Genomic DNA, 19,886 nt, shown 5'->3' with positions numbered 1-19,886 from the left:
TAAAAAAAAGGAACTACATTGCTGTAATTCCTTTTCTAATAATTTCTAAATAAAATTCTGTAACAAGTTCAGAATAACAAGTTTATTTTAAACAAGCTCTACAAACAAACCTTCGTCTGTTTTAGAAACTTTGGCAACTTTATGTTTTGTTAAGCCTTTAATAGTTTTATCCCATTTTTTGTTAGACAAACCAGCCTTTATTTTTAAGTCGTTTAAATCTATCTTTTCAGCTTTGGTTATAATTGCCAAAACAGCTTTTTCATCAGCATTCAATTCAACAGCTGTGGCTTTTTTCTCTGGTCTCATTTGAGGGAAGAAAAGAACTTCTTGTATAGATTGGTTGTTGGTTAAAAACATAATTAAACGATCCATTCCAATTCCCATTCCAGACGTTGGCGGCATTCCGTATTCTAATGCTCTTAAGAAATCTTCATCTATAAATTCAGTAGCTTCATCATCACCTTTTTGAGCCAATTTAAGTTGGTGTTCAAAACGCTCTCGTTGGTCAATTGGGTCATTCAATTCAGAATATGCGTTCGCAATTTCTTTACCACAAACCATTAACTCAAAACGCTCTGTTAATTCTGGGTTGTCTCTGTGTTCTTTACAAAGTGGAGACATTTCTTTCGGATAATCTGTAATAAAAGTTGGCTGAATGTAATTTCCTTCACATTTTTCACCAAAAATTTCATCAATTAATTTCCCTTTACCCATAGTTTCATCCACAGGAATATTCATACCTTTTGCAGCCGTTCTAATTTCATCTTCTGTTTTACCAGTAATATCAAAACCAGTAAAATGTTTAATAGAATCTGCCATTGTAACTCTAGCATAAGGCGCTTTAAAGTCTATTTTGTGTTCTCCAAAAGTAGCTTCCGAAGTTCCGTTAACAGCAATTGCACAATGTTCTAAAAGTTGCTCTGCAAAATCCATCATCCAGTTGTAATCTTTGTAAGAAACATAGATTTCCATGGCTGTAAATTCAGGATTATGCGTTCTATCCATTCCTTCATTTCTAAAGTTTTTAGAGAATTCATACACACCATCAAAACCACCAACAATTAGTCTTTTTAAGTACAATTCATTTGCAATTCTCATGTATAACGGAATGTCTAAAGAATTGTGATGTGTAATAAAAGGTCTTGCCGCAGCGCCACCAGGAATGGGTTGTAAAACCGGAGTTTCAACCTCAAAATAACCAGCATCATTAAAGAAAGAACGCATTGCATTAAACAATTTTGTTCTTTTAATAAACACTTCTTTCACATGCGGATTTACAACTAAATCTGCATAACGTTGTCTATATCTTAATTCAGGATCTGTAAAAGCATCATAAATTTTACCATCTTTTTCTTTAGGCAATGGCAATGGTTTTAAAGACTTACTTAACAAGGTAAAGTTTTTAACACGCACTGTTTTTTCACCCACTTTCGTGGTAAATAATTCGCCTTCAATTCCTACAAAATCACCTAAATCTAGTAATTTTTTAAAAACATCATTGTACAAGGTTTTATCTTCGCCTGCGCAAATTTCATCTCTATTAAAATACACTTGTATTCTACCTTCTCCATCTTGTAATTGTGCAAAAGAAGCCTTTCCTTGAATATTTATAGACATTAATCTACCCGCAATAATTACCCTTTTTCCTTCAGAAAAATCCTTTTTTATTTCCTTAGAATTCGTATCTACAGGATATAAATCTGCCGGATAAGGATTGATGCCCAAAGCACGTAATTTGCCTAACTTTTCTCTACGTACAACTTCTTGTTCTGATAATTGCATTTTCTACAGTATTATTGATGATTTTTATAAAGAGCGCAAAGATACAATCAATAAAATTACTAAACAATTACAGATTTTAATAAAATAAAAAGAAATGATTGCAGATTTACGAAATCGTTGTATATTTGCAGACTGCTTTTTGTTAGAGCAGTATTAGTTGTGTTGTTTTGGCACTTTCGTAAAAGTGTCTTGGTTTTGTTAACCAATGGAAAGCTTCCCTGAAACGGGACGCTTTTTTTTATGCTCAATATTTTCGGTAGTTACTTAATTCTATTGTTTTTTAGAAGCTATTTCCGGCTTTCCATTATATCTTTTTATGGGGCAATATATAGGTAAGCAGCTGTTTTACCTATCATTTTTTTAGTATTTACGTACGCTATTGAAACCAGTAAGCCATAAAAAGGATGCCATTTCAATCCGGGCTAAACTTTTTTTGATAGGTATTTCTTATATTTACCTACGTAATTATCTACAACACCTTTGAAAATACTGAGTCATATTTTTATAATCATTCTCTTAACAATAACAACCCAAGTGGGCGGCATTGTATATGTACTATCACTTTTGTTGATTCATAAAAAAACCAAAAAAAAAGTATTAAAAAGGAGTTTCGTTTTTATCAGTCTATATCTTTTTTCCACTTTTTTAATTCTTCCGTATGTTGCACCTTTTTTTGGTCGAGAAAAAATACAAGATAGCCCATTTTTAAAAGCACATTCTTTCTTTTATACAGTAGCAAACAGAAACTATGTACAACCAGAACTTCAAAAAGCACTGAAACAAATTTCAACAGAATTTGCAAAGCAACACCCCGGAATTACACTGGTATATCTCGATGCTAATTTTCCATTCATTAATAATTTCCCACTTTTACCACATATAAGTCATAATGATGGCAAAAAAATTGATGTTTCTCTAATTTATGAAAATTCCAACGGAGAAATAACCAATAAAAAGCCATCCGTTAGTGGATATGGTGTTTTTACCGAGGCCACAAAAAAGGAATACAATCAAAGTGAAGTCTGTAAAAACCGAGGAAACTGGCAATACGATTTTACCAAATACATTACGCTAGGAAGCAATAAAAACCTTCGGTTTTCAAAATCAGCAACAAGAGATTTGGTAAATAGTATTTTGAAACAAAAAAGTATAGGTAAATTATTTATAGAACCTCATTTAAAAACGAGAATGAATATTCAACATCAAAAAGTAAGGTTTCACGGTTGTAAAGCCGTCAGACATGATGATCATATTCATTTTCAGTTAAAGTAAAAAAAGAATATTTTTTATTATTAAAATATTTATACTGAAACTATCAAATCTTTAATCTTAATCTTCTGAGGAAACCAAACTATAAAATGTGCCCAAAACAATTGTTTGGCAAGCAAACGTTTATAGGTTTCTGTTCCTCTAACATCACTAATGGGTGAAATTTCTGATTGTAAAATTGCTACAGCATTTTTTACAGTTTCAGAATTTACGCTTTTTCCTATTAAAAAAGCACAGGTTTTAGATACGTATTTAGGAATTGCAGCAACGCCTCCTAAAGAAAAATGTGCTTGTAAAATTATGTTATTTTCAACTTCAATTTTTCCGGCAGAATTTACGCTTGCAATATCTAAATGAGTTCTTTTACACACTTTCTCAAAGTTAAAGAATGTGTTTTTATTCAATTTTTGAAAAGAAATCGATTTTAAAATTTCTTTTTTTTGCAAATCATATTTTTTATAATCTTGATGAAATTCTTGAAAAGGAATTGTTCTTTCTGACCCGTTTTTATGCTGAATTGTAACACTAGAATTTAAGGCTAAAAAGAAAATAGACATATCTCCAATAGGAGAGGCGTTTACAAAATTACCGCCCAAAGTACCCATGTTTCTAATTTGTTCAGAAGAAATTAGTTTTATGAAGGCTTTTAAATTAGGAATATTCTTTCTTAGTGCTGTGTTTTCTAATAATTCTGTAACCGTTGTGTTAGCACCAATTGTAAAAGTTTCATTTTTAAAATGAATTCCTTTTAAGAAATCTTTATCTGCAATTAAGTGTACTTTTTTTTCAGATAAGCTGTCTGCGTGTCTAACATACAAGTCTGTTCCGTTGGCAACAATAGTTCCTTTTTTATTCTTAGATGTAGTATTTTTATTTTTAAGTTCTAATAATTTTTCAGGAATAGTTTCAAAATAATCGGGAATAAATCCTTCAGAAATTAACCATTGTATCGCATTTTCCTGATCTATTTTTGTTAGTTTTTCTTCAATTTCTAATCCTGCTTTTTCAATAGATTTATAACCTGTACATCTGCAAATATTACCGCTTATAGCATCATTACATACTTTTTTATCACCTTGAAACTCCTTTGAAGTTTCAAGCGAAAAACCTGTCATGGAAACCACAAAACCAGGTGTGCAAAAACCACATTGCGTTGCAAAATTATGAGCCATTGCATTTTGTACAGTGGTTAATTTTTTTGACAGGTTGATTCCTTCAATACTAACAATATGTTTGCCATGTGCATTGCCTAAAGGAGAAATACACGAAGTAATACTTTGGTACTGTATGGTGTTTCCGTTTAATTCTCCAACCAATACAGTACAAGCACCACAATCTCCTTCTCTACAGCCAATTTTTGTACCTTTAAGTTGTTGTTGCTCTCTAATAAAATCTAACAACGTTATGCCTGCATTTTCAGAAGTAGTTATCTGGGTGTTATTGAGTATAAATTGTATCATAGCTGAATAGCAAGATACAAAAAAAAGTATTCATTTTAAATACCTTATTTTGTCTGTAGAAAAACTTTAGGATACAAAAAAACCATTGCTTTTACAATGGTTTAGTATCGTTTAAGAAAAACGGAAAATTATTTTTCTTCATTCTTTTTAATATTATCAAGATATTCTTGAAAACGTATACCGTATTCAGATTTTTTAATGTCTGCTGTAAAAGAATTGTTTACGGTATCTAACATTTTTAAACTAGCATCATACATTTCTGTAAGTGCAATATATGGCGAAGCTTCAAATCCTGCATTATTAATAGCATAGTTCGTAGTAAATAGCACTCTTCTTCTCGCTAGTTTTTGGTAGTCTAATTCTAATTGTTTTACCAATTCTAGATCTTTCGCTTTTTTTGCATCAAAATCTTTTTTCATAAACTCTAGACGTTCATTTTGAAATCTTTGACTATATTCTTTATAATTGTCTAAAATTTCTTGATTTTTAGAACCAATAATTTCAGGATTAAAACCAAATTGTTCTACTTTATCATTAATGGTAATGCTACCTTGTTCACCAAAAAAGAGTATTCTTTTGTTGGTTGTATTTCCATCAAAAGTTAAATAATACAACACAGGTGAATCTACATTATCCGTTAAAACAAATGTATCATTTCCTAATAAAGCAACAGAATCTACAGACACTAATAAGGTGTCTTTCATTTTTTGTAGGTATAAAGTCCCTTTTTTAAGGCCTTTAATTTGCCCATTTACAATCATGTTTCCTTCCTTTTTAGAAGAACATGCGGCAATTAAAATTGAGAGTACTAAAAGGGTTATGATTTTTTTCATAAATCTATATTTTTTGTGCAAATATGCTATTTTTTATTTAAATTTTTGATGATATTTCCATTAAAATAGTACACAAAATTGCACCAACCGTACCAATTGCATACCCAAAAACAGCCAATAAAACTCCTACTGTGGCTAATGAAGGATGAAAAGCTTGTGCTACAATTGGGGCAGAAGCTGCACCACCAACATTTGCTTGACTACCAACTGCCAAAAAGAAATAGGGTGCTTTAATTAACTTTGCAACTAAAATTAACAACCCTGCATGAATAGACATCCATACAAAGCCTATAGCAATTAAACCTAAGTTGTCAAAAATCATAGCCAAATCCATTTTCATTCCTATAGAAGCTACTAAGATGTAAATAAAAACACTACCTAATTTACTGGCGCCCGCTCCTTCGTAATTTTTTGCTTTTGTAAAGGATAAAATAATAGCAATAATTGTAGAAATACTTATCAACCAGAAGAAACTAGAACCTAAAAACGTAAAGATGTTTCTCCAAGTTTCAGATTCAATTTTTGTAACTAAATTACTAAAAAAAGTACTTAAAAAACCAGAAGCAAAATGTCCAAAACCAACGGTTCCAAAAGCAATAGCCAACATTATCATTAAATCTGATAGGGTAGGATTTCTTTTTACTTTTTGAGAAAATTCTGATACTTTCTTTTTTAAATCTTCAATGGCAGAAGTATCTGCACCAAGCCATTTATCTATCTTATCTTTTTTACCAATTCCTATTAATAAAATTGCCATCCAAACATTGGCAACTACAATATCAACAAAAACCATTCCTCCATATTTTTGCGGATTGTATTGGTATATTTCTAACATGGCCGTTTGGTTTGCACCACCGCCAATCCAACTTCCTGCTAAGGTAGAAAGTCCACGCCAAACGGCATCAAAATCTGCGCCGCCAACCGTATCTGGAGAGAAAATTGAGATTAATAAAATGGCAATGGGTCCTCCAATTATAATTCCTACAGTTCCGGTAAAAAACATAATTAATGCTTTAGAACCTAGGTTAAAAATTGCTTTTAAATCAATGCTTAAGGTCATTAAAACTAATGCTGCTGGTAATAAAAAACGACTAGATACATAATACAATTGAGAGTTTCCGCTCACAACTTCTCCTAAGGAGTTTGTGGTTTCCCATTCTGGGGAAATAATGCCAGAAGTTGTAAAAATTGCAGGTATAAAATATGCCATAAATAAACCTGGAATAATTTTATAAAATTTAGGCCAAAAACCAGATTTTATATTTTCTGTGTAAAATACAAATCCTAAGGAAAGCATTAAAATTCCAAAAACAATAGCATCGTTTGTAAAAATTGGTTCATTCATATTTAAAAAGTTTTTTTAGTAAAGTCTGTATGTATTATTGCACCTAATTGCAGTCTTTTAAGCACTACTGTTGAAGATTTTATTTGAAAATAGCCCATTTTTAGTTTGATGTTTTTATTCAATTTACACAGAAAACCAGTTCCTGTCCAGTTTTGAGCAAACCTTTTGGCTCTGTCTAGATTTATAAATAATTCGTTAAAGATGTAAGCGCTCCACTTTTTTGAAAGCGGATAATTAACATTCAAATTATAACGTACCCAATTTCTTGTTTGATCAATAGTAATATCTTTATGAATAAAACGATGTTCTAACCGAATACGATGACTTGCCTTAAACTTGCCCCACGTAGTTTTTAAATTCAAATCTTCATAAAATCGATATTCATACAAACCTACAGAAGAAGCATCATATTCTAAATCGCCAGTAGAATAACTAGTTCCTACCGTTAAATTTGTTTTTGGGTTAAAGGTGTAATTTACACCAAGTCTATATATTTCTTGTTGAAACTCGCTTGCAATTTCATAATATCTAAAATGCGCCATTGTTTTTAAGGCAAATTTATTAGAGATTTTATGAGATGCATTGTACATATACCAAGTTCCTAATTGATCTTTTGCGGCTTTTTGCGCTTGAATATTTAAGTAAAATAGACAAAAACACAAAAGCAAACTTATTTTTTGCATACTAAATATATTATTTGTGCTAAAGTATTAAAATAAAAAATCCTTTGTAATCTTTACAAAGGATTTTTTAAGTTTATGATTCTTGTACTTATTATAAATCACCTTTTTTTAAAGGTACTTCTTTCTTTAAATATTTATCTAAAAATTTTAAAATTCTGCTGTTAGATTCAATTTGATTTTCCTTTTTTACAAAACCATGACCTTCATCTTCAAATAAAACATATTCTACAGGAACCCCATTTTTTTTAACTCCGGCAACAATTTCATCAGATTCTATTTGTAAAACTCTAGGGTCTTTTGTGCCTTGTAAAACAATTAAGGGTTTGGTTACTTTATCAGTATGAAATAAAGGCGAAATCTCTTTTAAACGAACAGAATCTGCAGAAAAAGGATCTCCTAATTCTTTGTATAAAGCTTCTCTGAAAGATTCCCAATAAGGAGGAATGCTTTTTAAAGTACGCATCCAATTAGTAACTCCAAATAGATTTACACCAACAGCAAATTCTTCTGGAGCAAAAGTTAGGGCGGCCATGGTCATATAACCACCATAAGAACCACCAATAATTCCTATTTTTTCACTATCAATATTTGGTTGTTTTGCTAACCAATTTTTGCCTTCAATACAATCTTGTAAATCTTTTTCTCCGTGGTTTAAATCGTCCATTTGAAAAAAAGTTTTTCCATAACCACTACTACCTCTGTTGTTTACAGCTAAAACGGCATAACCATGATTTACTAAATATTGAATTGTTGATGAAAAATTTTGTCTAGTTTGACCTCCAGGACCACCATGAACCCAAACCAATGCAGGAACTTTATTATTTGCAGCTGCTTGATGTGGTACATAATAAATTGCAGGAATGATAACTCCATCGAAAGAAGGGAAACGAATTACTTCTGCATTTACCATGTGAGAAGGATCAATTTCATTATTTAAAACATCAGATAATTGTGTTTGTTTTTTAGATTCTAAATCATATACATACAAGTTTGATGGCGTATGAGAACCACCTGCATAAAAACGCATCATTGTTTCATCTCTAGAAAAACCTACGTTGGTAATACTTTTGCCTTCAACATTTGGTAATTCTATGTTTTTACCTGCTGCAATATCATAAACTTCAATTGCATTTTTTGCATCTTCATTTATGTAGGTAACTCTGTATTTTCCATTCTCTGTAAAATTACATCCAGTAACATCCCATTTTTTTTGCAGTACTTTTTCTATGTTTTCAGACTGAATATGATACTTCATTAAAGTGTTAAATTCACCATCTGCATCCGTGGTATAATAGAATTCTTTGTCGTTCATAGAAAAACTTGAACCAGAATTACTACTTTGTGTTTTATTTATTTTTGTAGTTTTTTTAGTAGTTCTGTTAAACAAAAATAGATCGGAATCATTTGTATTAATAACTTTGCTTAATGCTAAAATGTTTTTGTTGTTAGAAATTGCAGAAACATCATAACCTTCTTTATTTTCATAAATTACTTTAGAGGTAAAGTTTTCTATTTCCATTTCATAAATATCCATAAAACGTTTGTCTCTTTTGTTGGATGCATAATAAAAGCTTTTTTGATCTTTAGACCAACCATAAAAACCAGCTTTAGCACCTTTATCTGGCGTTAATTCTTTGATACTACCATCTGTGTTTTTTACAAAAAGATGGTCAATTTCATCGCCATTATTGTCTTTGTTAAACAATATTCTGTTATCATTAGGGAAAAATGAAGTTGCCCAAACAGAAGTGCTATCAGACGCTGTAACAGGTGTAAAAGTTCCGTCTGAAGTAGAAACAGTATACATATTATAAATTCCAGAACGGTTACTTGTTACTAATAATTTAGACTTATCAAAAGAAAAACTTCCACCAAAAACACTTTCATTGTCCATTATTTGTTCAATGGAATATTCTTTGAGGGTACTTGAAATTTCTTTAGCATTTTTTTTTTCTGATTTACAGCCAATTATCAATAAGGAAATTGAGAGTAATACTAGTAGTTTTTTCATAGCTTTTTTTAGTTTAAAACTGGTTAATTTCTTTGAAATGAGATATTTGTATATTCTCTGTAGTTGCTTTGTAAGTTAACCAATTTTTACTGAAAAATAAATTTGTCTCAGAAACGGCCTTATGAAATGCATTTTTAAACTGATTTGTTAATTGAGTTTCTGTGGCTGTTTGCGTTCCAAATCTAGAATTAACATAGCGTTGTGCTAGCGAAAACGTTGGGTTACGGTAACTTCTGGGTTTCTTGTTATTCCTTGTCTTTTATCAACCTTGCCTAAATAAATTGCAATTAAAGTATCAATTTTTTTAATGATTTCTGATGACGCTTTTATTTCTGATGTGTATTTTTTCTGGTCTTCTTTTGTTAATTGCGTTTTAATAATTTCTGCAGTATTTTTACTTTCTACCAATTGTTTTACAATAGCGGTAATTTTCTCTTGATACTTTTCTAATTCTTTACTGGCTTCATATTTTTGATTGATAGCTTCATCAGAAATTTCTAATCTTGGATCAAATGCTACTTTTATTTTTTGTTCGGAAATAACTTTATCAAAAGTCATTTTTAGAGTGTAAATGCCAGGTTTTACTAAAATTCCAGAAGGTTCTTTGTTAGATTTTGTACTCTTTCTTGATGGCCTTGCAACTCCTTTTTCTCTTAAATGCCATGTTGTTTTATGTATTCCGTTCTCTTTTGGGGTTTTGAATTTTAAGGTTCTAATGAGTCTTTTTCCATCAAATATTTCAAGTTTTATAGAATCACTTTTTTTAGCATTATTCTTTACTTTTTTTAGCGTTTCATCATTTTCATCATCATTTTTTTCTTCTTTTTTATCACTAAGAGGCGTTTGTATATAGTAAGAAATAATTGCACCGCTTTTTCTATTCTCTCCTTGATACATGGCATCAGCACCAAATCTACTTCCTGTTGGTTGTTGATATGCACTTTGATAGGCTGTAGGAGGTTCAAACAGATGTAATTTTTTTGCTGTAATATTTCCGTTTGCAATGTCTCTTAAAGGTCTAATATCATCTAAAACCCAAGCAGCTCGTCCAAAGGTTCCAATTATTAAATCGTGTTCTCTTGGATGAATAACCAAATCTTTAACAGGAACTGTAGGAAAACCTTGTGTCCATTTTGTCCAAGTTTGTCCTGCATTTATAGAAATGTACAAACCATCATCTGTTCCTAAAAACAATAAGTTGCTATTTATTGGGTCTTCAATTATACACAAAGCATAACTTTGTACATTATTTTCATTTACAATTCTTTGCCAGGTTTTACCATAATTTTTAGTTCTATAAGCATACGGCGTATAATTAAATCGTCTATAATCATTGGCCACTAATAAGGCTTCTCCTTTGTTTTTGTTGGATGCTTTTATTTGTGTAATCCAACTATTTTCTGGTAAATCTTTTATGTTTTTTGCAACATTTGTCCAGCTTGTTCCTCCATTTTTTGTAATGTGTACTTGTCCGTCATCAGTTGCCGCCCACAAAACAACTTTTTCTAAAACGGTAGGTTCTATCACTAAAATTGTACAATGATTTTCTGCACCTGTTGCATCCATAGTTAAACCACCACTTTCTGCTTGTTTTAATTTTTCTGGATTGTTGGTAGATAAATCAGGAGAAATTACATGCCATGTTAACCCTTTATCTGTTGATTTATGAACAAATTGACTACCAAAATATAGTGTAGAAGAATTAAAAGGGTCTATGTTGATAGCGGCATTCCAGTTAAAACGTAATTTTATAGAGGCATCTTTATGTGTAGGTTTTACACCATAATTATTTCCAGTTTTCCAATCATATCTACTCACAGAACCTTGTTGACTCATAGACCAACCGTAACGAGAGTTTTCTTTATCGGGAACCACATCAAAACCATCACCAAAACTAATTTCTTGCCAATAAGAATTTCTAATTCCCTGTGCTTTCCAAACATAGGCGGGACCTCTCCAAGAACCATTATCTTGCATGCCTCCATACACATTGTATGGAAATTCATGATCCACATTTATGTGATAAAATTGAGCCACCGGTAAGTTGCCAATAAAGCGCCAAGATTTTCCTCCGTCTTTGGTAATATTTAATCCTCCATCATTACCATCAATCATAAATTTACCGTTTTTAGGATGAATCCACCAAGCATGATGATCTGGATGAACACCATTATCTACGCCGTAAGCAGGCATTAATTGTTTGAAGTTTTTACCACCATCTTCCGATACATTTATATAGGTGAACACCGTGTAAATTCTATTTTCATTCTCAGGATCTACATAAATTTCTGAATAATAAAATGGTCTATTTCCAATTCCGGGTTTGTCGTTTATTTTTTTCCAATTAAAACCACCATCTTCACTTTTATACAATGCATTTTTCTTGGCTTCCACCAAGGCATACATTATAGCTGGATTATTAGGCGCAATTGCAACGCCAATTCTACCCAATTCACCTTTTGGAAAACCTTCTTTTTCTGTAATTTGTTTCCAATTTTCGCCTCCATCATGCGTTATGTAAAGACCACTTCCTTTTCCTCCAGATTTAAAAAACCAAGGGTCTCGTTTGTGTTCCCACATGGTGGCAATTATTTTATTAGGATTTGTTGGATCCATAATTAAATCTGCAGCTCCAGATTTTATGTTGGTAAATAAAATTTGTTTCCAAGATTTTCCACCATCCATTGTTTTATAAACGCCACGTTCTTTGTGCTCTCCCCAAGGAGAACCAATGGCACCAACATACACAATTTCTGGGTTTGTAGGGTGTATAATAACTCTGTGTATATGTCTTGTTTTTTCCAATCCCATAGATTTCCAAGTTTTACCAGCATCTAAAGATTTGTAAATTCCGAAACCTCCGTTTAAACTATTTCTTGGGTTTCCTTCTCCTGTTCCTGCCCAAATAACACTTGGGTTAGATTGTTGTATGGCCACAGCGCCAATAGAAGCTGTTAGTTCTTTTTCGAAAATTGGAGACCAAGTAATTCCGCCAGAAGTAGATTTCCAAATACCACCAGAAGCAGTACCAACATACATTATTGCAGTATTTGTTTCTACAACATCAATTGCAGTTACTCGTCCAGACATTCCTCCTGGACCAATATTTCTTGGTTTCATGTTTTTTAAGATGTCCATAGAAAACTCTTGCGAAAAGAGTAGGGAAGTAGCACACAAAAAAAGTAGGGTACATAATTTTTTCATTGAGTTTGGTTTTTATAGTAGTAGGGAGTAATATACAAATTATAAAAATCAAAAATAAAAATCTAGGAAGCATTCTTACTATTAGCAATCAGGAAAAAAAATGGTATTCATTTATGAAATGTATCTTAATTGTAGGTAGAATTGTCTGTTTTTATGTGGATGAAAGTAAAACTCATAAAAATATCTTTTGTGTACATAAAAGTTAATTTAATGACGCATTTCTGCTAACTTTTTATTTGTAAACGCTTTTAAATCATCAAAAAAGAGTGTAAAATCTTCTTGAAACTCAACCTCTAAATTGCGCAAATCTTCAATTGCTAAATTCATTTGAGATTTTCCTTTTGTTCTATGATTCATCCCATTTAAAACTTTTTCAATACCATCTTTGTATTTGTAATTGAAAAGAATATTATACTCAATCATGTATTTGATAAAGTTTTGAGATTTTATTGGCAATTCCATTTTAATTTCATCAAATAAATTATAAACGGAATTTGCGTAAACATCCAAGGGAATTGTAGAATAGTTTGCCCAGTTTTTTGCTAAGAAATAATCGTAAAAAATATCAATAATAACGCCATCATAATGCCGGTAGCGTTCGTGTAATCGTCTTTTACTTTTTCTTACAATTTGATGAGCATCTGTAAATGTATCTATTTCTCTATGTAAGAAAATACCTTGCTGAATTTCTTTAGAAAACCTTTCGTAATTATTACCTCTTATATGATCTGCAATAAAATTACCAATCATAATATTTTTATTGTTTTGTGATAAATATAAATGAGCTAGAAAATTCATGAAGGTAAAAGTAAACAAAAAACCTAATTGCAATTTACTTTATTGTACTGTAAAAAATATTTTCTCATACATAGGATTTCCATTCTCAGAAAAACCTTCTAAAACTATTTCAAAATTTCCTGTAACATCTGAAGTGAAAAAAGAAATATTTTCCTCTTTTAGGTTGATGGTTGGATTCCAATAAAGTTGCGTTCTATAATCTGGAATTCTTTTAAAATTGCTTTGATTATAATTTTTTAAAAAATATTTTTTTCTTGGTAAAGGTTTTTCAAGAGCAACAGATACTGAGTTTTCATTGGGGTCTGGAGTAAAATTTCCTTCAAAGGTTTTTACTGAAATAACACCTTGATAAATGTTGGTGTTGTGTTTGTATTTATTTCTAACAATAGCAATTTGTTTTATTTTTTTTGGATTAAGATTTACCAATTCGTTGTGATTGTAAACAGTATAACCATCAATTAAAACAAGGGGTTTATTATCATAATTGGTAAGTAAATCAATATCTCTTACATGAAATGTATAGTTGTCTGCTTCTTTTGTTATCCATGTGTTTTTAACAACTTCTACAATAGTTTCTTTTACGGTTTTAAAACGTGTGTAATCGTTTAAATTATAGATTATTAAGTGGTTTTTGAATGGTGAAACTACATGTCTGCTAGGTAGAATAGTGTCTTTGTTTAATTCGTTGTATCCATTTTCTATTTGCACATAAATAGCACGTTCTTTAATGCTTTTATTTATTTCTTGATTTGTATGAATAGCTGTAAATTTTAAAGCATCTAAATTTACGGGATTGGGCTCTGAAATAATTATTTTAAAGCTATTTTTATGCTTATTCAAAATTTGAATAATGGCTTTGTTTGATGAATATTCTTCAGGAAGATTAAAGTAGAATTCACCTTTTTTATTGGTGTTTACTATTTTGTAAATACCGTTTTTTTGAATGATTGATAAACTTATTGGTATGTTTTCTAGTGAGATGTAATTAGTAAGTGCAACAATTTTTCCTTGTATGAGTTCTCCTCTTAATTCCGGGAAAAAGACGTTATTTTCAGTGTTCTGATTCGCTGTATTTTGATTGTTTTTTGGTTGATTAAAATTTAAGGGATTTGTTTTTTTAGTGGAGAAGTTGGGCATTATTTTTCGAACAGATAGTGAAAAGTCACCAGAAATGCTATTTTTAAAATTTTCACTAACCTTAATATGTACTTGTTCTCTTTTAGAATATTGTGTTTTGTTTGTTTTTAAAAGGCCATTGTTAGCGGTGTAAGTAGGTATGTTTTTTTTCGAATCTGACTCAGTATTTTTTGTGTTTTTACTGGTTTCTGCAATTATTTTATCAATAAATGGATTTATAATGTTGATAGATTCTTCAAAAAAATAATTTTTATTTTTCATCCAAGTTGTATAGGCAATTAATTTATAGTTGCCGGATGCCAAGTTTGTAGGAATAAAAGCATCGCCAAAACCAACACTTTTCTCTAAATTAATTTTTTGTTTTAAAACACTTTGTTTATCAGAATTGATCAGTTCTAAATAGGCTATTTTACTAAAATTACTAAATAAATTTGAGTCATACTTTAAACAATATACTTTATAGGTTAAAGTTTCTCCTGTTAACAAAAAATTAGAATTGGTGTGAATGTATATTTTTTCTTGAGCTATATTTTGATATACATTGTACGCTTGATCAGATATTTTGATTTGACCTAAAAAGGATTTGCAACACATCAAAAAAGCAAAAAAGACAATTGTTTTAAATTTCATAATTCTTTTTTTAATCTACCCAAAAAGGTGGTTTATTTCCATCTCCCAAAACTCTACAATCTCCACATACTTTTGCAACCAATAAGTATGGACCAAAAGGTCTAATGGTAAGCGGTGGTGGCTCATATATTTGGTTATAGAGATAATTGCCTCTATTTATTTCATCTATTAGTGGAGATGTGCCTTCAAAAGGATCATTTGGGTCTTCTAGCAAAGGATTTATAAACACGCATTCTTCAATATAATCAACAACATTGTTCGGAAAATAGTCTGCATAATTAAAAAACATTCTTTTTTTAGAAACAGTTGTTACATCAAAATAACCTAAAACTTTATCGTTAATATTGGTGTCTGAAATAATATTTCCAGACAAAAGACCCGGTTGATTTTGAGTAAATGTACCCTGTGAAGTAGATATTTTATCAAGAGTTTTATAGTAAGAATAGGCTTCAAAAGATGCTACGTGTTGTGTTAATAACATGCTGTATCTATGAGAAATAATAAAATCATTTTTATCTAGAAATCTCACATTTAAATCTACTTTGTTTTCCGAAAGAGAAAAAGTTTCTGTTTGTACAATATTGGTACCATTAATTGTTTTGTAACAAACTTGACCATCTGTATTGTTTTTTAAAACTGTTTTAACTTTATATCTTGGCGTGTTAGAAACAATTTCTAATTTTAAAGGAGACCATTCTGGGGCAATAATTTTATAGGTTTCTTCATACGTGTATCTATAATAATTGGCGCCATCAGTAGAATTGTTGCTTTTTACAAAAATTCCAATTCCTTCATCTCCATTTGGTTTTGTTATTTTTTTAGACTCAACAGATTCAATTTCACTAAAACCTACAATTTTTTGTGGCGTAGAGTGGTAGGTATTTCCGTTTTTAGTGGTAATTTCTAAAGTATATAATTTTTCAACTTCGGCTTTAAAAAGTAGTGTAGATGTATACACGCCAGGTGTAGTTTCTGAATATATAAATGTACTGCCATTGTTATCTTTTACTAGTACAGAAGCGTTTGTTTCTGGATTTGTTTGGGTTTCTTCTATAGAAAAAGTTCTAGATAGTTTTATCGTATGGTTTTTTAATTCATTGGTAAGATTGCCTTCAACAACTAAAAAGTTTTCGTAGGTAATGTTATTAATTTCAATGGGTTCTACACAACTGTTTACTCCTGTAAGAATGATTAAAAAGAAAAGTAATTTTATTGTTTTCATAAGTTTCTTTAAAATTTGAAGTTATACGTAATGGTTGGAATTGGTTTTGAAAATATGCTACTTTGGTAGGCTTGTACTTTGCCGTTTTCTGTAACAAAAAAGATAGCATTTGGGTTGTTTCTACCCAAGAGATTGTAAACCGAAATGTTCCAAAAACTGTGACCAACTTTTTTTATTTTATGATTTCCTTCTATATTTAAACCTACATCCAATCTATAATAATCTGGAATTCTAAATTTATTTCTATCACTATAAAGTAAATACTCATTTCCTTGTAAAATATATTTTCCGGTTGGGTAAGTAATTGGCCTTCCTGTTTGGTAAGCAAAATTAGCAGAAAGACTAAATCTTTTTGTTAACTTGTAATTTGTAATAAGGTTAAAATCATGTGGTTTGTCATAACTGGTAGGAAAATAGTTGCCATTATTTACTCTTTCTTCTAAAAAATTACTGTCTAGTTTTAAAAAAGACCTAGAGTAGCTATAACTTATCCAACCGTTTAAATTTCCTTTGTTTTTTCTTGCTAACAATTCAATTCCATAAGATTTTCCTGGACCTTGAAGCACTTCCGTTTCTATATATTCATTTAATAAAAAAGCTGCTCCCACTTTATAATCAAGAATATTTTTATAAGTTTTGTAATAGCTTTCTACACTAAATTCATAATTATTTTCATTGATGTTTTTATAAATTCCGATAGATGCTTGTACAGATTCTTGTGGTTTAATGTTTAAATCAGACAGTTTCCAGGTATCTGTGGGTGAAGCAGAAGTGTTGTTGGTAAGACGATGAATAAATTGATATGAGTTGTTAAAACTTGCTTTTACAGACAAGTCTTCATTAATAGAATATCTAGAAGAAAATCGAAAACTTAATCCGTTATAGGTTTTATAAATTTCATTATTTTCATATTCTTGAATGCTAATTACAGTAGCATCACTTTTAGGATTATTGGCAGCATAAGTTCTTTGTGTAGAGTTGCCTAAAGCAGAAAAGAGCGTATAACGTGCGCCTAAACTGATGGCTAATTTTTTAGAAATAGTGTAATTATCTGTAATAAATATAGCATTTTCTATAGCTCTTTCTTTTTGTACGCTAAACGGGGTAATAATAGAATTATTTCCTTTCGGATTTTTACTTCCTGGTTTTACATTGTATAATTTAGAAGCAATACCATAATCTAATTTATGCTCTTTAGAATATAGGTATTTCATTTTCAACTTTAAATTAACTTCATCAATAACATATTTTAAGGTAAAATTATTATTGGCATCTCCGTCTAAATCGATATTAAAGGAATAGTTACTGTTAGACAGCAGCAGATTTCCAGAACTTTTGTTATTAAATGTATGAGCCCAATCTATGGCTAAAATTTTATTACCATAAGCGTTTGTTGTGTCTGAAGCAATACTGTATTTATCTTTACTATAATAACCAGAAATTCTAACAATATTATTTTTGTTGATATGATGTTTGTATTTGGCATTCAAGTCAAAAAAAGAAGCACTACTATTTTTTAGATTTTTATCATTTAATGCTTTTAACAACCAGTTAGAATACGTGTTTCTTACAGCAAATAACAAAGTAGATTTTTCTTTTATAACGGGTGTTTCTATACTAAGATTGCTAGTTACTGGCCCAATAGAGGCTTCTCCGGTAAACTTTTTAGCATCATTGTCTTTGGTAGTAATATCAAAAACGGAAGATATTCTGCCACCAAATTCAGCGGGAATATTGCCTTTGTAAACTTTTAAATTATCCGTAGTAAAAGGGTTTACAGCAGAAAATAACCCTAAAAAATGGGTGGGATTGTACAATACACTTTTATCTAAAAGAAATAAATTCTGATCAGACTTTCCGCCCCTAACGTTTACACCGTCTACACCTTCACCAGCACTTTGTATACCTGGTAAAGTAGTTGCTATTTTTAAAATATCTCTTTCTCCAAGAACTTGCGGAATTGTTTTTATGTCTTCTGCCTTAATTTGTGTAATACCAGTTTCTGTACTTGTAATATTTTTTCTAGCGTTAGAGGCTATTTCAATGCCTTCTAATTGTTCAGCAACTTCATTTACTATAAAGTTATATGTACCGTTTCCGTACATAATTACCTTGGTTTTCGTTTTTTGTATTCCAGATAAAATAGTTTCTATACTATTGGCGCCATAAGGGAGGCTAAATGTAAATTTACCATTTTTATCTGTAGTAGTATGTAGGTTTTTATCTCTAACAAATAAAACTAAATTTGGAATTGTTTCTGAGGTAATCCCATTTTTTACGGTACCAGAAAGTGTGTAATTTTTTTGCTTAGCATGATGGTTTTCTTTACCAATTTTAACTGTTTTTGTATCAGTAGCATTGTTAGGTGTATTTGTTGATAAAAGTAAAGGAACAGTTTTTTTATCATCAAAATTATTTTTATTAGTAGTAATAGTGTCTAAATTTTCTTGATAAACGCTCTCATAAATCAAGCTATTTTGTGTTAAAATGATGTCTACATTGTTTATGATATAATAATTTAGATTGGTGTTTTCAAAAAGAGTATCTAAAATTTTAGAGATAGAACTGTCTGTAAAATTAAAATTGATAGTAGTCTTTTTATCTACCCATTTATCAATAAAAAAGAATCTATACTTTGTAGTATTTTCTATGAATTTAATAGCTTCTAATTGGGTTAAGTTGTTAAACTTTATAGTGATTTTTTCTTTTTCTTGAGCATAAAATTTGACACTTAAAAAGAGAAAGATAAGTAGTATTATTTTCTTCATTAGTTCATGCATTTTTTTAGCAATTCAATCATAAAAGCATCTGGCTTATGTTCTAGTTTCTGAGCGTTTTCTTTAAAATAACCCCGTATGATGTTTTTTTTATTTGGGAATAATTGCAACCAATATTTTTTCTTATTGATATTGGTATAGACATCGTTCTTACCTATAAAATACGTGTTTTCTGGTATAAATTTATGATAAGAAAACCTCGTAGAAGTTTTGCTCAACCTTTTTTTAAAATATTTTTTATAAAGAATAAAGTCTTTGTATTTAGAGAGTTGACTCATAAAACCGTTTTCCTTAGTATTTATGAAAGAATTACTATTTAAATAGAATGCACTAATTTTTTCTTTGGCTAAAACCAACGGATAATTTTCATTTACCGAAGGTATCTTTACAATAAGATTATCCTCAAAAACATCATATTTTATAGGAATATTGTAATACGTTTGTCCGTCATATTCAACGTCTCCATTATGAAAATTATGGTCTATTAAAAAATGATGATTGTCTTTAAGAGTTCTGTACTGTTCTATATAAATTACGCCATTATTTATGGGTAAGTTATGTTTACCTATCATGGAGTCTAACCATATAAAAGCTTCTTTATTTGTCACATTTTGTGAAAAAAAAGTTGCTGAATATAGCAAACAAAAAAGAGTGATTTTTTTCATGCAATATACAATTGGTGTATTTCTTTAATTCATAAAGAAGTGTTGAAATTTGTATGAGTAAATGTAAACA

General features: G+C 30.3%; 12 protein-coding genes and 1 pseudogene. 1 reads left to right on the top strand and 12 read right to left on the bottom strand.

What is annotated here, in order from left to right; genetic code table 11:
• Window positions 1–87: 87 nt before the first annotated feature.
• Window positions 88–1,782, bottom strand: coding sequence for a lysine--tRNA ligase (lysS, locus tag ACSHW5_RS00670; protein WP_435674171.1), 1,695 nt, complete (start codon window positions 1,780–1,782; stop codon window positions 88–90).
• 534 nt (window positions 1,783–2,316) lie between these two features.
• Here lysS and ACSHW5_RS00665 point away from each other — a divergent pair.
• Window positions 2,317–3,054 carry a hypothetical protein gene (locus ACSHW5_RS00665; protein WP_435674170.1) on the top strand — a complete coding sequence of 246 codons (738 nt, stop codon included), beginning with the start codon at window positions 2,317–2,319 and terminating at the stop codon, window positions 3,052–3,054.
• Window positions 3,055–3,083: 29 nt separating this feature from the next.
• Here ACSHW5_RS00665 and ACSHW5_RS00660 read toward each other — a convergent pair whose 3' ends face one another.
• The 11 genes and pseudogenes from ACSHW5_RS00660 to ACSHW5_RS00610 all read right to left on the bottom strand — a co-directional run bounded on the left by ACSHW5_RS00660 (window position 3,084) and on the right by ACSHW5_RS00610 (window position 19,759).
• The gene (locus tag ACSHW5_RS00660; RefSeq protein WP_435674169.1) at window positions 3,084–4,511 is read right to left on the bottom strand and encodes an FAD binding domain-containing protein; all 1,428 of its coding nucleotides are present in this window, start codon (window positions 4,509–4,511) and stop codon (window positions 3,084–3,086) included.
• Window positions 4,512–4,639: 128 nt separating this feature from the next.
• Window positions 4,640–5,344: a DUF4369 domain-containing protein gene (locus tag ACSHW5_RS00655; protein WP_435674168.1), complete on the bottom strand. Its 705-nt coding sequence runs from the start codon at window positions 5,342–5,344 to the stop codon at window positions 4,640–4,642.
• 37 nt (window positions 5,345–5,381) lie between these two features.
• Window positions 5,382–6,689 (bottom strand): DUF819 domain-containing protein, encoded by a 1,308-nt coding sequence (locus ACSHW5_RS00650; protein WP_435674167.1) that lies wholly within the window; start codon window positions 6,687–6,689, stop codon window positions 5,382–5,384.
• 2 nt (window positions 6,690–6,691) lie between these two features.
• Window positions 6,692–7,372: a DUF2490 domain-containing protein gene (locus ACSHW5_RS00645; protein WP_435674166.1), complete on the bottom strand. Its 681-nt coding sequence runs from the start codon at window positions 7,370–7,372 to the stop codon at window positions 6,692–6,694.
• Window positions 7,373–7,463: 91 nt separating this feature from the next.
• Window positions 7,464–9,383 (bottom strand): alpha/beta fold hydrolase, encoded by a 1,920-nt coding sequence (locus ACSHW5_RS00640; RefSeq protein WP_435674165.1) that lies wholly within the window; start codon window positions 9,381–9,383, stop codon window positions 7,464–7,466.
• Between the two features lie 13 nt (window positions 9,384–9,396).
• A pseudogene (locus ACSHW5_RS00635) lies at window positions 9,397–12,587 on the bottom strand (WD40/YVTN/BNR-like repeat-containing protein).
• Between the two features lie 207 nt (window positions 12,588–12,794).
• Window positions 12,795–13,385, bottom strand: a complete 591-nt coding sequence (locus ACSHW5_RS00630; protein WP_435674164.1) for an ACP phosphodiesterase — start codon at window positions 13,383–13,385, stop codon at window positions 12,795–12,797.
• 39 nt (window positions 13,386–13,424) lie between these two features.
• Window positions 13,425–15,152 carry a hypothetical protein gene (locus ACSHW5_RS00625; RefSeq protein ID WP_435674163.1) on the bottom strand — a complete coding sequence of 576 codons (1,728 nt, stop codon included), beginning with the start codon at window positions 15,150–15,152 and terminating at the stop codon, window positions 13,425–13,427.
• A gap of 10 nt (window positions 15,153–15,162) precedes the next feature.
• Window positions 15,163–16,374, bottom strand: coding sequence for a DUF4249 domain-containing protein (locus tag ACSHW5_RS00620; protein ID WP_435674162.1), 1,212 nt, complete (start codon window positions 16,372–16,374; stop codon window positions 15,163–15,165).
• An 8-nt stretch (window positions 16,375–16,382) separates the two neighbouring features.
• Window positions 16,383–19,142, bottom strand: a complete 2,760-nt coding sequence (locus ACSHW5_RS00615; protein WP_435674161.1) for a TonB-dependent receptor — start codon at window positions 19,140–19,142, stop codon at window positions 16,383–16,385.
• Window positions 19,142–19,759 carry a hypothetical protein gene (locus ACSHW5_RS00610; protein WP_435674160.1) on the bottom strand — a complete coding sequence of 206 codons (618 nt, stop codon included), beginning with the start codon at window positions 19,757–19,759 and terminating at the stop codon, window positions 19,142–19,144. The genes ACSHW5_RS00615 and ACSHW5_RS00610 overlap by 1 nt, the downstream gene beginning before the upstream one ends.
• Between the last annotated feature and the right edge of the window lie 127 nt (window positions 19,760–19,886).

It is taken from the genome of Polaribacter sp., assembly GCF_051251875.1.
Lineage (GTDB): Bacteria > Bacteroidota > Bacteroidia > Flavobacteriales > Flavobacteriaceae > Polaribacter.
The sequence above is the reverse complement of the archived record's forward strand: the minus strand, read 5'-3'. Positions and strand labels throughout refer to the sequence as shown.

Bases quoted from the DNA above. Each gene is read 5' to 3' on its own strand.
- lysS (WP_435674171.1), bottom strand. From the start codon at position 1,782: ATGCAATTATCAGAACAAGAAGTTGTACGTAGAGAAAAGTTAGGCAAA.
- ACSHW5_RS00660 (WP_435674169.1), bottom strand. From the start codon at position 4,511: ATGATACAATTTATACTCAATAACACCCAGATAACTACTTCTGAAAAT.
- ACSHW5_RS00655 (WP_435674168.1), bottom strand. From the start codon at position 5,344: ATGAAAAAAATCATAACCCTTTTAGTACTCTCAATTTTAATTGCCGCA.
- ACSHW5_RS00650 (WP_435674167.1), bottom strand. From the start codon at position 6,689: ATGAATGAACCAATTTTTACAAACGATGCTATTGTTTTTGGAATTTTA.
- ACSHW5_RS00645 (WP_435674166.1), bottom strand. From the start codon at position 7,372: ATGCAAAAAATAAGTTTGCTTTTGTGTTTTTGTCTATTTTACTTAAAT.
- ACSHW5_RS00640 (WP_435674165.1), bottom strand. From the start codon at position 9,383: ATGAAAAAACTACTAGTATTACTCTCAATTTCCTTATTGATAATTGGC.
- ACSHW5_RS00630 (WP_435674164.1), bottom strand. From the start codon at position 13,385: ATGAATTTTCTAGCTCATTTATATTTATCACAAAACAATAAAAATATT.
- ACSHW5_RS00625 (WP_435674163.1), bottom strand. From the start codon at position 15,152: ATGAAATTTAAAACAATTGTCTTTTTTGCTTTTTTGATGTGTTGCAAA.
- ACSHW5_RS00620 (WP_435674162.1), bottom strand. From the start codon at position 16,374: ATGAAAACAATAAAATTACTTTTCTTTTTAATCATTCTTACAGGAGTA.
- ACSHW5_RS00615 (WP_435674161.1), bottom strand. From the start codon at position 19,142: ATGAAGAAAATAATACTACTTATCTTTCTCTTTTTAAGTGTCAAATTT.